Source organism: Wolbachia endosymbiont (group B) of Philonthus cognatus (assembly GCF_947179345.1).
Lineage (GTDB): Bacteria > Pseudomonadota > Alphaproteobacteria > Rickettsiales > Anaplasmataceae > Wolbachia.
Map to the genome: position 1 here is coordinate 586,918 of NZ_CAMXBG010000002.1, position 14,235 is coordinate 601,152.

Genomic DNA, 14,235 nt, shown 5'->3' on the forward strand with positions numbered 1-14,235 from the left:
TAATTAGGGGATATGTCTAACTTAGAAAAGGTTTTTATAAATGTTGAAGTGAATAAGTAGGAATATTATGTTTTTTCCTTGAGTTGTAAAATTTCAGAATGAGAGAGACCGGTAATTTGAGCTATAACATCTATAGAGACACCGGCCTTAAGTGAATTTTTTGCAACTTCAATTTTACCTTCAACTTTACCTTTTTGATGGCCGATGAGGATGCCTTCTTGTCTACCTTCTTGTCTACCTTCTTGTCTACCTTCATGTTTAGCATCATCAAGTTTTTGTTCCAAGATAGCAGCTTCTTTTTGTAAATCCATTACCCTTTCTTCATAAGCTACAAGATCTTTCTCATTCCAATGAAATTTATCTAACTCGTCATACGCTAACTTTATTATCGGTGACTTTTCTGCTATTTTTCTTAAATCTTCATCCGTAGTTTCTTCTGCATATTTAAAGAAAAATAGCCAACGATCTACTACATTTTCTAGCTGCTCTTCTTTACTCTTAGGAAACTTTGGCAACTCAATGAAAACAAATTGGAAATCTTTTAAATCATGCTCATTAGTTTTTTCATCTCTTATGGTATGGCTAGATATATAATCAAGCTTATCAGGAAATAAATTACAATTAGAAATAGCAATAAAGAAAACCTTCTTTAAATCAATGTACTTACCACCTTTATCAGCCTGCCTTGAGTAAGCCTTAGCAGCATAAAGTTGAGCACGTTTTTCAAAGCCTTTATCACGAGCAAGCTGCATTTCCGCAATATACCTATTTCCGAGAGAATCCTTACAGAGGACATCAACGATGCTTTGTTTATCAGAAGCAATCTCAGGATTCATAATGGTGCTGAGGAACTCAACATCCTGAATAGTATTGACTCCAGTAAAACCTAAGATATCATTCAAGAAGTGGATAAGGATATTCTTATTTTTTTCAGTACCAAAAATTTTCTTAAATGTTAAATCAAGCTTAGGATCTAAAAATTTTGAGAGAGCCATGACAAGTTAACCTAGAAAACATTAATAATTATACACAATTGTGAAGAAATGTTCAACGTTTTTGTGCTAAAGTCTATTAAGGTTAGCTAAATTTCAAGAGTCGGCAAAAAACTACCTTCATAAATGACCCTAGAATGCTACTACGCATCTTAGACGGTCCCTTTCTATATCTTTTTATCACCCTTCTGTAAAGTGCCTTAAAAGACCAGCAAATGGATATCATGAATTTAAAGCTGTGGGAGACATCAAATTGGTGTATAAAAACACGAATCTACAACGACATCGCTTAAGGAAATCAGTATCTATTAATATATTAATTTATTCATAAAAAAATAAATAAAAAAGATTGAGAAATTGATTTGACTTCACTCGAAAGCTATGGCTTTATGCCAATGCTGATAAAAAAACAGCAGTAAATATTTAAAAAAAGTTTGTTGTTAGTGAAGGGTAAATTATATGAATAAAAGTAAAGAAGAAATCGAATTCAGAATATTAGAAAGCAAAGGTAAAGCACTACTTGATCGTGAAATAATGGAAACGTTTCTAAGTGCAGTACATGAAAGGCCACAAGCTCAAGAAATTGCTAAAAATCTGGTGAATACTTATACGGGAGTAGGAAGGATTTTAGGTAGAGAAATGGATGACCTGAAAGTTATAGAAGGAGTAACTGATTCTGCAGTAGCAATGATTATGTGCGTTAAGGAAACACTAGAAAGGGTACTGAGAGAAAAGCTCAAGAGTGAGCCAATAATGGACTTACAAGGGCTAGTAGAGTACTTAAACGTAAGTATAGGCCACTCAGAAAGGGAATGTGTAAAAATACTGTACTTGAATAAAAGACGCCAATTAATTGGAGAAGAATCCTATATTGGTGAAATGGAAAAAGCACCAGTATATATAAAGGAGATTATAAGAAAAGCATTAATAAAAAATGCAACATTAATAATAATGTCACACAACCACCCTGGGGGAAGTTTAGAGCCTTCAGAAGAAGATCAAGAAGTAACGAAGAGCTTAGCAGCAGCATGTAGTACTGTAAGCGTTAGGTTATTTGATCACATTATCATCACAAGTGGTGGCTATTTTAGCTTTAGAGAAAACGGATTGTTATAGCAGAAAGTATTTGCAAATCTACTCATTATAATTTATACTGAGTAATAGAGTGTATAAACTAAGATTTATATACTTAAAAAGTATTTTTAATATGGGGGTTATATGACTAGTAAAGACAAGTTATTGAAGAAAATATTTGGTGCTCTTGAAAGCGTTGATATAGAGCAGTCTAAATTTGTGAGTAAAATTAATAACCAGAAGGAGATAAACCGGGAGACTTCCCCTAGCAGAAACATTCAAATCAACTACGGGAAAAGCCTTGACTATGTTTATGGAACAAAACCTTTAAATGATCAAGCAGAAGATTTAAATCCATTTGCTTCAAACTTGCAAAAAATAAAACCAAGTGTAAGCGAAAGTGAAAAGTTGAGCTGGTTTAAGAGTGCTGTGGTAAGAGCAAAAAGTCCAAATGAACTGCACAAGGCTGTAGACGAAGCACTAGCTGCTGGAGCAAGGCTAAATGCATGTAATGATGGGGAATGGAGTTTCGCAGAGTATGTAGTATTAGGTACACATTTTCATAAATTTGATAAGGTTGATCGTAAAAAGGTAATACGTAAATTAATGTTAAGCGGTGCAGAGTTTCATGATACTCTACTACAGAATAAACTGATAGGTGAAATCTATAATGAGCTACAGCCAGAAGTTCAACCACAGATAGATAAGCAACTAGAAGAACTAGAAAAAGCTGGCGAAAGTGCTGTTCAAGAAGGATCCTTAATAGATCTCGAGATAGACAATACAACATCATATATAGAATTTTCTGATAATAGCAAGGTAGAGGTAGCCAAAATACTGGAAGCAAACAGAGGTTTAATTTTAAGAATGGGCAATAATGCAGTAGAGGTTAAAAGTGAGAAGGGAGGTATAAGAAACTATATCGATATGTCAGATGAAAGCTCTATTATATTAGAATCAACTATGTTTTTTAAAAATTTTTTATTTGTGTAATTTTGCAAATTATATGGGCAATAAAAACCCGTTTGTCATAGAAATAGAATTTTATATCAAACAGCTACCACAGAAATTTCTGCTTAAGCCAATGAATATGTGAATAAGTACTTTAAGTTTGTGTATTATTCACAATATTCATTGTCAGTTACTACTGTGTGAAATAATCGCTGCTTTAAGTCTTGCATTAGCAATTACTATAATTTTTCGCATTAGAGCTGTTATAGCCACCATCTTCTTCTTACCACTTTCAACAAGCTTAGAATAAAACGCACCAAGTACAGATTTGGACTTTGCTGCAGCCATAGCAGCTGTAAAGAGCTTTGAACGAATGTTACTTCTACCACCTATAATCCTTCGATAACCAATAGCTTTACCACTTTCCTTAGGATGAGGTGCTACTCCGGCAAGACTTGCTACTTCTCTTCTGTTTAAGTAACCAAGCTCTGGCATTAAACACAAAAAATCTTGTGATAACTTTTTGCCTATTCCAGGAACTGTTTTAAGGATTTTTTGATGTTGTTGTAGCTCATGGCTTTCATCAATAATTTTTTGCATAGTGTCATTGAGTTCGTTTATTTGACTATTGAAAAATTCAATGGTCTTCTGGCAACTTTCCTTTATCTGGTCATTTTCAGGAGCTTCCAGTCTACACTTTTCCTGAGCTCTCATTTGCGTAATGTCGTCACGACGTTGACAAAGTGCAGCTAGAGTTGATTGTTCTTTTGACGTAGGTGCAAATAGAGAGAGAGTTCTATGGCGTTCACATCCATATTGAGCAAGAGCTCTTGCATCTGATCTATCAGACTTCGCCAAAGTTCCATGAGATAAAATAAAGCTTTTTACTTTACGAGTATTAGCTCGGTGCACAGCAATATTTTTGTCGGTAAGAAAATGTGATAAGCCAAGCTCATATTTCCCTGTATTTTCTAAAGTCACTAAAGAATTAGGTAGGACATCTGAAAACTCTTGGAACAATTGTTGCCAGCCAGAAGCATTATTGTCAAATTCGACAGCATTTTTCTGTTTGTGAATTGCAACGACATTTTTAAATTTTCCGATGTCAATGCCAATAAAATTTTGATAAGATGTAACCATAATAAACCTCGATAGTTTTAGTTAATTTAAGATTGTAAACGGGTGCATATATATGTCCCAAACAACTATTCAAACGTATCGAGAGATAGGGCTAGTGTACCTTGATTCTAACGGTTGTAATACCAATTTCCTCCCGGTCGCACACGCCCGTGGTAACCCTATTCCTAGTGAGCAGGGTTATCTTTCTCTCTTATCTCTTTTATATCACATTTCCATCTTACAATTTCCTACAAGCATTGGTAAGCTAAATGTTATATTGTACCACGATGTAAAAAAATATGATCAAGTACAAGTCAGAGTAGAAAACAAGGAAATGTGGGCTGAGTTACAAAAAAGAGGCGAAGAAATAGGAAAAAATTGCCTCTTTGGGGGAGTGAAGCTTAAGGAAGTGGTAGAAAGAGGTAATTTCACTAGATGTGGCATATGGAATGAAAAATATGCTATAAAAGAGATTAGTAATGATGAAGTATTGTCTCCGTGGGTAAATAGGATACGTGAAGGTAGTAAAGAAACTTTTAGAAAACTTTAATGTGTCTACAGTCAACTTTAAGGTTCCAGAGGTTTTTTCTTACCATTATATCTGGAGCCTTAACAAAATTGAGCTATAGTAGAAAATATTATACGCATGGTTGTTTTCGTGGAAAAAAGTCTAGACTGTGAAGTAGGGGAAAAAGTGAAAAATTGGAGGTTAGAGAGAGGTTATACTCAGAAGGATTTAGCTGAGAAAATTGGTGTAAAGTACTGGGTAATACTGCAATATGAGAAAGGGAACCGTAGAATTTCAATCGAAAGGTTGTACGCTATAGCAGAAGCATTGTCAGTAAGTATCACTGATCTCATTCCTGCATCAAAGGAGAAAATCGGCTTTAAGAATGAGGAAGGAGAAATATTAAATCTAGTAAGAGAATATAAAAAGATTAACGATCAGGAGTTACGTAAGATGTTTTGTTTGCTAACCAAATTTGTCCAAGTTAGTGAGAAAAGTAGTAGAAAATCGGAAAAAATAAAAATTGCAAAGAGTCTGGTTAAAGCAGGAGTTTCTGTTGACGTTGTTTCGAAAACAATTGGTCTCTCTGCTGATGAATGTGTTGAAGAAAAAGTTGGTTCTATCTACTACCAAATAGGCAAAAAGATAAAGGAATGGAGACTAGTGAGAGAGTATACTCAAAAGGATTTAGCGGAGAAAATGAGTACAACACGTGACGAAATAAGCAACTATGAACAAGGACGCGTAGCTACTCCACTGGGAAAATTATATGAGATAGCAGAAACATTATCGATTAGTATTACAGATCTACTAACAGAGGAAGATGAAGGTAGTAAAGTGGAAAATGAGCTACCGAATTTGATTAAAGAATACAAAGAAATTGAGAGCCAAGAACTACGTAATGCACTAATAAAATCTTTGTTTGAAGGGATACGGATTTGTGAGGAGAAAGTGAGAGAGATAGAAAGGATTAAAGTTGCAAGAGATCTAGTAAAAGGGGGAATTTCTATTGATATTATTTTGCAAATAGTTGGTTTATCCGCTGATCAAATTGCATGAAAATTTATTTCTAAGTAAGGTATATATGTTTGTTTCTGTAAGAGATGTTAGTTCTATACACTACAAAATAGGGCAAAAAATAGAAGATTGTAGATTAATGCAAAGGTGTACTCAAGCGGAGTTAGCAAGTAAAATCGGATTAGCATATAAAGAAGTAAGCAATTATGAAAATTGTAAGTTAAAAATGTGATATAAAAGAGATAAGAGGGAAAGATAACCCTACTCACTATAGGAATAGGGCTATCACGGGCGTGTGCGACCGAATGAAAATTGGTATTACAACCGTAGCCATCAAGGTACACTAGCCCTATCCCTCGATACGTTTGAATAGTTGTGTGGGACATATATGTGCACCCGTTTACAATCTTAAATTAATTAAACTATCGAGGTTATTATGATTGCATCTTATCAAAATTTTATTGGCATTGATATTGGAAAATTCAAAAATGTTGCTGCAGTGTACAACCAAAAAAACACTATCAAGTTCAATAATAATGATGCTGGTTGGCAACAATTGTTTCAAGAATTTTCAAATATTCTACCTAATTCTTTTGTAACTTTAGAAAATACAGGAAAATATGAGCTTGGTTTAGCACGTTCTCTTGTTGATATGAATGTTGCTGTGCATCGAGCTAATACTCGTAAAGTAAAAAGTTTTATCATATCACATGGAACTTTAGCAAAAACTGATCAATCAGATGCAAAAGCCCTTGCTCAATATGGTTTTGAACGCTATAGTGCTCTATCTCTATTTGTGCCTATGTCAAAAGAACAAACTGCCTTAGTTGCACTCTGTCAACGTCGTGATGACATTACGCAAATGAGAACTCAAGAGAAATGTAGGCTTGCAGCACCTGAAAACGACTATATAAAGGAAAGTTGCCAAAAAACAATAGACTTTTTTACCAATCAGATAAATGAGTTCAACGATGCCATACAAAGAATTATTGATAAAAATCCAGAGTTACAAAAGCGTCAAAAGATCCTGAGAACAGTGCCAGGAATAGGTCTCAAGCTATCTCAAGTTTTTGTGTGTCTAATGCCAGAACTTGGCTACCTAAACAAAAAAGAAGTTGCAAGTCTTGCTGGGGTTGCTCCACATCCAAAAGAAAGCGGTAAAACTATTGGTTACCGAAGGATAACAGGTGGTAGAAGCAATGTTCGTGCAAAGCTTTTTACAGCTGCTATGGCCGCTGCAAGATCTAAATCTGCACTTGGTGCTTTTTACTCTAATCTTATTGGTAGAGGTAAAAAGAAGATGGTAGCTATAACAGCTCTAATGCGAAAAATCATAGTAATTGCCAATGCAAGACTTAAAGAAGCAATTAATATGAAATAAAAAAATCTGCATAGAAAATAGGTTAACGGATATGTGCGTCTACACACATTTAAAGCACATATTCGTTAACCATAAAATCTAAGCAGTGGTTGCTGTTTGATATAAATTTCTTTCTGTATAAACTGGGATCTTTGTTGCCAAAATACATTTTTCAATTGAATAAAAATGCAAAATTATGAACAAATGAGACTAAACTCAAAAAATTTTAAAAAACATAGTTGATGGTTATACGCCACTACACTGTGCAGTATTCGCAAAAAGTTTAGAAAATGTAAAAGTACTGCTAAGGTCGGGAGCAGAAGTAAATGCTACTCAATATGTCAGTGGATGTACGCCACTACACTCTGCGTGCAAAATAGGAGGAGTTGAAATAATAAAAGAGCTAGTAAAAGCAGGAGCTGAGGTTAATCAACTGAATAAATATGGTGCAACACCAATGTATTACATCTGGGAAAGTGAAAAGCATTGTCTATGTGATAGCAAAGAGAGTGAAAAGGCGAGTAAATTTCTGAGAGAAAAAGGTGGAGTAACAAAAAGTAGAGAACTGACGTGCTATGGAATAGAGAGGCTAGTGGGAGAAATAGCAGACATGTTGAATGGGAGTTATTTACCAGAGTTAAAAATAATAGAGATAGAAGAAATAAGGAAGAGAGACAAATCACTAATAAAGGAGGAATGTCAAAATTTAGCAAGCAAGATAATAAGCCAAGTGAATGAAATGATTAATGAGACAGACTTAAGGTGGTAAATGGGTGGGGTAACTAAGATGTTCAATTTAAATAAGAGATTGGAAAAATTAAAGAAGAATTCATTTTATGTAATAAATGAAAAAGACGAAGGTGGTGATACAGTATTGCATCTAGCAGCACAATTCTCTGATGAAAAAGTAGTCAAGTTACTGATAGAAAGGGGAGCAGAAATAAATATAGAAAATAATAGCGGAGATACACCGTTACACCTAGCAGCATTTCTGGGAAAGGTAAAAAATATTAAGGCACTGATAAAAGGAGGAGGAGAAGTAAATGCTAAAAATGATGGAGGATATACGGCATTACATTGTGCAAGCATGATGAGCTGTGAAAAAACGGTAAGGGAGCTAATAAAAGCAGGATCAGATGTAAATACTAGAAATTATATAGGAAGGACGCCACTACACGGAGCAGTATTTATGAGGGAGATAAAGAACGTAAGAGCAATATTAGAAGCCAGGGGAGATGTAAATGAGAAAGATGATAAAGGATATACACCGATAGATTTGGCATATATGGGAAATAGCGAAGAGATCATGAGAGAATTAGTAGAAGGTTATGGAAGTTGATTGAGAAAAGGAAGAAAATGGTAGAAAAGGAAGTGTTGTTATTAGAGAGAAAATCGTTATCAGAACTGAGAAAAATATGGAAGAAGGTATATGGAAAAGAAGCGCCTAGATACTCAAAGAAATATCTGATACCAAGATTAGCTTATAGAATGCAGGAAAAAGTATATGGAAAAATGTCAAGAAAAGGATTAAAAAGACTAGAGTATCTGGCAGATCGGCTAGAGAAGGGAAAAAGAATAAGTAGCGATAAACTGCCAGTAGAGGGAACAGAGCTAATATTAGAGAGAGGAGAAGAGACGCATGCAGTAATGGTAACAGATAAGGGTTTAATCTACCGAGAAGAATTTTTCACATCATTATCAGCAGTAGCCGGAAAAATAATGGGAATGAGCTACAACGGACCTTTATTATTCGGTATGCGTGATAAAAATGAAAATTGAAGAGAATAAAATGCTAAAAGAAGTAAGGTGCGCGATATATACAAGAAAATCAAATGAGGATGGACTAGAACAAAAGTTTAACAGTCTTGATGCGCAAAGGGTAGCATGTGAAAAATATATAAAGAGCAAAGAAGGCTGGGTAGCATTGGCAAAAAAGTACGACGATGGAGGATATTCAGGAAAGAATTTAGAAAGACCAGCGATAAAGGAATTATTTGAAGATGTAAAAAAAGGAGAAGTAGATTGTGTAGTAGTATATACTCTGGATAGGCTATCAAGGGAAACAAAAGACAGCATAGAAGTAACATCATTTTTTAGAAGGCATCGAGTAAATTTTGTAGCAGTAACGCAGATATTTGACAATAATACGCCAATGGGAAAGTTTGTACAAACAGTGTTGTCAGGAGCAGCACAGCTAGAAAGAGAAATGATAGTAGAGAGAGTAAAAAATAAAATAGCAACATCAAAAGAACAAGGATTATGGATGGGTGGAACTGTGCCGCTAGGGTATGATATAAAAGATAAAGAATTAATAATAAATGAGAAAGAAGCAAAGACAGTGAAGCATATATTTGAAAGATATTTGGAGCTGAAGTCAATGGCAGAACTGGCAAGGGAATTGAATAGTCAAGGTTACAGAACAAAAGCAGATATTTTTAAAAAAGCGACGGTGAGAAGAATAATAACAAACCCAATATATATGGGAAAAATAAGGCATTATGAGAAAGAGTATGAGGGAAAACATGAAGCAATAATAAAAGAGGAAAAATGGCAAAAAGCACAGGAATTGATAAAGAATCAGCCATATAGAAAAGCAAAATATGAGGAAGCGCTGCTTAGGGGAATAATTAAGTGCAAGAGCTGCGGTGTAAATATGACACTGACATATGCAAAAAAGGAGAATAAGAGATATCGATATTACGTATGCAACAATCATTTAAGGGGAAAAGGTTGTGAATCAGAAAACCGAAATGTAATAGCAGGAGAAGTAGAAAAAGAAGTGATGAGGAAAGCGGAGCAGATATATGAAAATTGGAGAGAAAAGACCGAAGAAAAATGGGAAAATTTAAGTTTTGGAAAGCAGAAAGAAGTGGTGAAAAAGTTAATAAAGGGAGTAATGGTAAAAGAAGATGGAATAGAGGTGCATTCTGAATCAGAGGAAAAATTTATACCAATGAAGAAAAAAGGAAACAAATGCACAATAGTAGAACCAGAAGGAAAAACAAATAATGCGCTACTGAAAGCAGTGGTAAGAGCCCATGCCTGGAAACGGCAACTAGAAGAGGGAAAATACGAAAGTGTGAAGGAGCTGAGTGCCAAAATTAATATAGGTACAAGACGTATACAGCAAATTTTGAGGCTGAATTATTTAGCACCAAAGATAAAAGAAGATATAGTAAATGGGAGGCAGCCAAGGAGTTTGAGGCTAGTTGATTTGAGGGAAATACCGATATTATGGAGTGACCAACTGGAGAAATTCTACGTACTGGCATCTTAATTTACAAAAGCAATAGGAGATCGATGTGCCAGAAAATTAAAAGTATTGCAAAAGAAGCTGCTATGGAGGAATCAAGCTAAACTATTACACATAGAAACTGACACTCAATTAATGTAAATATATCAATGAAAATAATAAGAATCTTAATATATTCAACCTATGTAAAAAACTAGCAAAAAAATGCTCCAACAGAAACACCAAATGCTTCCAATGACCCCTATTCAGCTGATATGTAATACTGCAGAAGAAAAACTCATTATACTCCAAAAATCATAAGCATAGAAATGACTTTTTTAGAAATTATCTTAAGCTATTAACTTAATAGAGTTTTCTCAACAAAAAAATACAGAAGGAAGGTAAAAGATCTTCTGCTTGGGCTTTTGTTAGGAAACTCCATTTACTTGTTGGTTAGCTACTTCTAAGTCAGGTTTATCTAGCTTATCACTGGGCTTTGATACTGAATATGTAATACAACCAGCAATAACTCCTATTACTAACGCAGCTGCTACAGCTATGCCAGCTATAGCTAATATTGATAATTCAATACCAATAACACCGCATCCAATACCTACTGTCAGTGCAGCTATAACACCACAAACACTACCTGTTATTATTGCTTTACTACGACGTGATTGATCATTTTCTATCTGTTGTAAAAGATCTATCTTATTTCCACTATAAAATTTGTTCCCTGAATGAAAACTAAGCAATTTAAGATTTGGAAAGTTATCACTTTTTAATAATGCTTTTGCACCTTGAAGATCAATATTGTTCCATCCTAAATCAAGCGTAGTAAGATTTTTAAGGTTCTCACTATTAGCTAAAGCCTCTGCTCCTTCTTTACCAATATTGTTCCCTATTAAATTAAGCGTAGTAAGATTTTTAAGGTTCTCACTATTAGCTAAAGCCTCTGCTCCTTCTTTACCAATATTGTTCCCTCTTAAATTAAGCGTAGTAAAATTTTTAAGGTTCTCACTATTAGCTAAAGCCTCTGCTCCTTCTTTACCAATACCACAATGGTTGATAGAAAGTTCTGTGATATTTTTGTTCTCTTGCAAAAAGCTTAGTAATTTCTTGATATCTACTCTTTTCTTCACCAACAATAATTTATTGTCATTAACATGCTTATTGAAATTCATTTTTATACCTCATTGATTATTATATTAGCAAATATTGTAATAGTTGTCAATCTATTAATAAATTAAATGAAAATTTATAGAAAATACTAAACCCTGTAGCGTCATAAAAATCTTGAATGTTTACTTTTTCAAAACACTAAAAATAGTGCATATGTTTATGAGAACAAGCCACGTAAAGGTAGGGTTGTAAAAATAGAAGCTTGAAATCTTTATAATGAGGTTAGGCAAAACAGTTCGTATGTAGATTTAGCTAAAGTAAGCCAATATAGATGATTTTAGCGTATAATAGAATTACTATAAAAAAAGTTCGCACAGAACAAGCGGTAGACCATAAGATCCCAAAACAAACTCTTCTCGTGCGACCCGAAAGTCATGAAATCGTGATGGTTAAATTCCATCCGCCCTAACATCGGGTTGAAAGCATAATCCACACTTTAGAAAAGTGGCGACTTTCTAGGGTGCAAGCATGGATTAAAAAGGGGTAATATTAAACTTTGTAATAAATCCCCCTAAGAAAGTTAGATATGGTTACGAAAGGAACTTATGTCTGAATTGTCGTTATTCGTGATATGCGAAATAAAGTTGATACGCATAAACCAAAAGGTACGGAGGAATGAATAATTGGAATGAGAAGGTCTAATTAAGATGTTTTCAATCTCCCGGCAAATAGTAAGAACCTAAGTCTAACGTGAAACGATTTCATGGAACGGAGTAACCACATGGAAGCTCTTATTATCCTTTGTTTAAAAAGGATAACTAAGAAGGTGGCCCACTGAATGCTTCTATGTGGAGGGATTGTTTAAGAAGCTAATGCCTAAAGTAATATTTGGGATATGCAGACGTAAACACTGTAGTTTGGAAGGTAAAGTTGTGAATAGTAGTGAATATGTTATGAGCCAACAAAATGTTAGGTATGAATGGAATGAAACTCCCTGGCGTAAGCTGGAGAAATCTTCATTTAAGCTACAAAAACGAATTTACCGAGCTTCTAAATGTAATGATATCAAGAAGATGCATAAACTTCAGAGATTATTACTAAAATCAACAAGTGCAAGAATGCTCGCTGTTAGGAGGGTAACTCAGGATAACAGAGGGAAAAAGACTGCAGGTATTGATGGAAAGTCTAATCTTAATAAAAAGGAAAGATTGCTATTAGCAAATTCTTTAAATATAAGAGAAAAGGCAAAGCCATCAAGAAGGGTATGGATCCCAAAATCTGGTAGGCCATCGGAGTATCGCCCGCTCGGTATTTCTACAATAGCAGATAGAGCAAAGCAAACACTTGTCAAAATGGCACTAGAACCGGAATGGGAAGCAAAGTTTGAGCCTAACACTTACGGTTTTAGATCTGGTAGATCGTGTCATGATGCAATAGCAGCTATATTTATCGCACTTGGTCAGAAAACAGCATTTATATTGGATGCTGATATTTCCGGATGCTTTGATAATATTAAACATTCTGCACTGCTCGAAAAACTTAATACCACACCAACTCTAAAGAGAATTATAAAAGGATGGTTGAAAGCAGGCATTATGAAAGATAAAAAGTTTAATCCCACTAAACGTGGCACAATTCAAGGTGGAACAATTTCTCCATTACTTGCATGTGTAGCACTATATGGACTAGAACAAAATATCAAAGAAGAACTTAAGGAAGAACTTTTCCAATATGCGAAAAAGAAATATGGTAGAGTATCTCGCAAACAGGCACAAAATTCAGTTAGTGTAATTACGTACGCCGATGATTTTGTGGTTTTACACGAGAGCGAAGAACTTGTCTTGAAGGCAAAGGTTCTAATCGAAAAATGGCTAAAACCCGTCGGATTAGAATTAAAGTCATCAAAGACAAGAATTGCACATACACTAAAATCCCTAAATGGGGAAAAGCCAGGATTTGATTTTCTTGGATTTTCAATAAGGCATTATCAAACACGTCAAAATAAGAGTGGTTACAAGTTATTGATTAAACCAAGTCGTAAATCTATAAGCCAACACTTGTTATCTATTAAACATAAGCTTAAAGAGTTGCGAGCAGCACCACAAGAAGCTGTAATAAAAGAACTTAATCCAATAATAAGGGGTTGGAGCCAATATTACACCTCTGTAGTCTCAAGTAAAGTCTTTAACTTACTAGACTACTCTATGCATAACAAACTTTGGAAATGGGCTGTCTATAGACACCATGACAAAAGAAGGTGTTGGGTCAAAAGAAAATACTTTAAAAAGTATGGTAGCGACAATTGGAGGTATATGGTAAGTAACAAGCTATATCTTATTAGACATAGGGATCATGCTATTAAACGATATATCAAAGTAAATGGAAATAGGTCTCCGTATGATGGAGATTGGCCATACTGGGGGAATCGTTTAAGTAAACTACCAGATCACGAGTAATAAAATTACTGAAGTTACAGCAAGGTAAATGTAATTATTGTTATCTTTGGTTTAGGTTTAACACATGTACATCATCAAGATTGCAATAATAACATGAAAAATCTATCCTTGCTTCATAAGCACTGCCACGATCAATTACATGGAAGTATGCATACCAAATTAGAGAGAAGCCGGATGATGGGAAACTATCAAGTCCGGTTTTGAAGTCGAGTGGGGAGAGGTGACTTTCTCCACTTAGATAACACGCTAGCTGGTTTTTGGTGCTGGAAATGGCTATATTATTTAAGTTCTTAATAAAATATATTGTCAAATTAGCGCTAATCCATTCGAAAATCGTAAAGAAAATCAGAGTAAATTTATAGCAGAAATAAAATCTAAAAACAAAATGGGCAAGCTTTGTCACA

General features: G+C 34.6%; 11 protein-coding genes and 3 pseudogenes. 11 read left to right on the top strand and 3 right to left on the bottom strand.

Annotated features, from left to right (window positions below):
• Nucleotides 1–65 precede the first annotated feature (65 nt).
• Nucleotides 66–995 (bottom strand): Rpn family recombination-promoting nuclease/putative transposase, encoded by a 930-nt coding sequence (locus ONG78_RS04685; protein WP_264377789.1) that lies wholly within the window; start codon nucleotides 993–995, stop codon nucleotides 66–68.
• 456 nt (nucleotides 996–1,451) lie between these two features.
• Between ONG78_RS04685 and ONG78_RS04690 the strand changes: the two genes are divergently transcribed.
• Together ONG78_RS04690 and ONG78_RS04695 are read left to right on the top strand one after the other, a co-directional pair.
• Nucleotides 1,452–2,108 carry a JAB domain-containing protein gene (locus ONG78_RS04690; protein WP_264377790.1) on the top strand — a complete coding sequence of 219 codons (657 nt, stop codon included), beginning with the start codon at nucleotides 1,452–1,454 and terminating at the stop codon, nucleotides 2,106–2,108.
• Between the two features lie 102 nt (nucleotides 2,109–2,210).
• A pseudogene (locus ONG78_RS04695) lies at nucleotides 2,211–3,023 on the top strand (hypothetical protein); the annotation flags it as partial.
• A 180-nt stretch (nucleotides 3,024–3,203) separates the two neighbouring features.
• Here ONG78_RS04695 and ONG78_RS04700 read toward each other — a convergent pair.
• Nucleotides 3,204–4,157: an IS110 family RNA-guided transposase gene (locus ONG78_RS04700; RefSeq protein ID WP_264377791.1), complete on the bottom strand. Its 954-nt coding sequence runs from the start codon at nucleotides 4,155–4,157 to the stop codon at nucleotides 3,204–3,206.
• 214 nt (nucleotides 4,158–4,371) lie between these two features.
• Between ONG78_RS04700 and ONG78_RS04705 the strand changes: the two are divergent.
• The 8 genes and pseudogenes from ONG78_RS04705 to ONG78_RS04740 form a co-directional block, all read left to right on the top strand.
• Nucleotides 4,372–4,686, top strand: a pseudogene (locus ONG78_RS04705) (hypothetical protein); the annotation flags it as partial.
• A gap of 96 nt (nucleotides 4,687–4,782) precedes the next feature.
• On the top strand, nucleotides 4,783–5,703 hold the full coding sequence (gene wmk, locus ONG78_RS04710; protein ID WP_264377792.1) for a WO male-killing family protein Wmk: 921 nt from the start codon (nucleotides 4,783–4,785) through the stop codon (nucleotides 5,701–5,703).
• Nucleotides 5,704–5,728: 25 nt separating this feature from the next.
• Entirely contained in the window at nucleotides 5,729–5,893 is a 165-nt protein-coding gene (locus ONG78_RS04715; protein ID WP_264377793.1) for a helix-turn-helix domain-containing protein, read from the top strand.
• A 204-nt stretch (nucleotides 5,894–6,097) separates the two neighbouring features.
• Entirely contained in the window at nucleotides 6,098–7,042 is a 945-nt protein-coding gene (locus ONG78_RS04720) for an IS110 family RNA-guided transposase (protein ID WP_264377456.1), read from the top strand.
• Between the two features lie 220 nt (nucleotides 7,043–7,262).
• A pseudogene (locus tag ONG78_RS04725) lies at nucleotides 7,263–7,790 on the top strand (ankyrin repeat domain-containing protein); the annotation flags it as partial.
• Nucleotides 7,791–8,360 carry an ankyrin repeat domain-containing protein gene (locus ONG78_RS04730; RefSeq protein WP_264377794.1) on the top strand — a complete coding sequence of 190 codons (570 nt, stop codon included), beginning with the start codon at nucleotides 7,791–7,793 and terminating at the stop codon, nucleotides 8,358–8,360. It abuts the pseudogene before it with no gap.
• 17 nt (nucleotides 8,361–8,377) lie between these two features.
• A complete protein-coding gene (locus tag ONG78_RS04735; RefSeq protein ID WP_264377795.1) occupies nucleotides 8,378–8,800 on the top strand; it encodes a DUF2924 domain-containing protein in 423 nt (140 codons plus the stop codon).
• Between the two features lie 10 nt (nucleotides 8,801–8,810).
• A complete protein-coding gene (locus tag ONG78_RS04740) occupies nucleotides 8,811–10,298 on the top strand; it encodes a recombinase family protein (protein WP_264378068.1) in 1,488 nt (495 codons plus the stop codon).
• A gap of 383 nt (nucleotides 10,299–10,681) precedes the next feature.
• On the opposite strand, the gene ONG78_RS04745 is transcribed toward ONG78_RS04740, so the two are convergent.
• Nucleotides 10,682–11,437 carry a leucine-rich repeat domain-containing protein gene (locus ONG78_RS04745; protein ID WP_264377796.1) on the bottom strand — a complete coding sequence of 252 codons (756 nt, stop codon included), beginning with the start codon at nucleotides 11,435–11,437 and terminating at the stop codon, nucleotides 10,682–10,684.
• Nucleotides 11,438–12,247: 810 nt separating this feature from the next.
• Between ONG78_RS04745 and ltrA the strand changes: the two genes are divergently transcribed.
• Complete coding sequence (ltrA, locus tag ONG78_RS04750) at nucleotides 12,248–13,831, top strand: group II intron reverse transcriptase/maturase (RefSeq protein ID WP_264377797.1); 1,584 nt, start codon at nucleotides 12,248–12,250, stop codon at nucleotides 13,829–13,831.
• Nucleotides 13,832–14,235: the final 404 nt, after the last annotated feature.

What these genes read in the sequence shown, in the direction of transcription:
- wmk (WP_264377792.1), top strand. Translation starts at nt 4,783, where the DNA reads ATGGTTGTTTTCGTGGAAAAAAGTCTAGACTGTGAAGTAGGGGAAAAA.
- ONG78_RS04690 (WP_264377790.1), top strand. Translation starts at nt 1,452, where the DNA reads ATGAATAAAAGTAAAGAAGAAATCGAATTCAGAATATTAGAAAGCAAA.
- ONG78_RS04720 (WP_264377456.1), top strand. Translation starts at nt 6,098, where the DNA reads ATGATTGCATCTTATCAAAATTTTATTGGCATTGATATTGGAAAATTC.
- ONG78_RS04685 (WP_264377789.1), bottom strand. Translation starts at nt 995, where the DNA reads ATGGCTCTCTCAAAATTTTTAGATCCTAAGCTTGATTTAACATTTAAG.
- ONG78_RS04730 (WP_264377794.1), top strand. Translation starts at nt 7,791, where the DNA reads ATGGGTGGGGTAACTAAGATGTTCAATTTAAATAAGAGATTGGAAAAA.
- ONG78_RS04735 (WP_264377795.1), top strand. Translation starts at nt 8,378, where the DNA reads ATGGTAGAAAAGGAAGTGTTGTTATTAGAGAGAAAATCGTTATCAGAA.
- ltrA (WP_264377797.1), top strand. Translation starts at nt 12,248, where the DNA reads ATGCCTAAAGTAATATTTGGGATATGCAGACGTAAACACTGTAGTTTG.
- ONG78_RS04745 (WP_264377796.1), bottom strand. Translation starts at nt 11,437, where the DNA reads ATGAATTTCAATAAGCATGTTAATGACAATAAATTATTGTTGGTGAAG.
- ONG78_RS04715 (WP_264377793.1), top strand. Translation starts at nt 5,729, where the DNA reads ATGTTTGTTTCTGTAAGAGATGTTAGTTCTATACACTACAAAATAGGG.
- ONG78_RS04740 (WP_264378068.1), top strand. Translation starts at nt 8,811, where the DNA reads ATGCTAAAAGAAGTAAGGTGCGCGATATATACAAGAAAATCAAATGAG.
- ONG78_RS04700 (WP_264377791.1), bottom strand. Translation starts at nt 4,157, where the DNA reads ATGGTTACATCTTATCAAAATTTTATTGGCATTGACATCGGAAAATTT.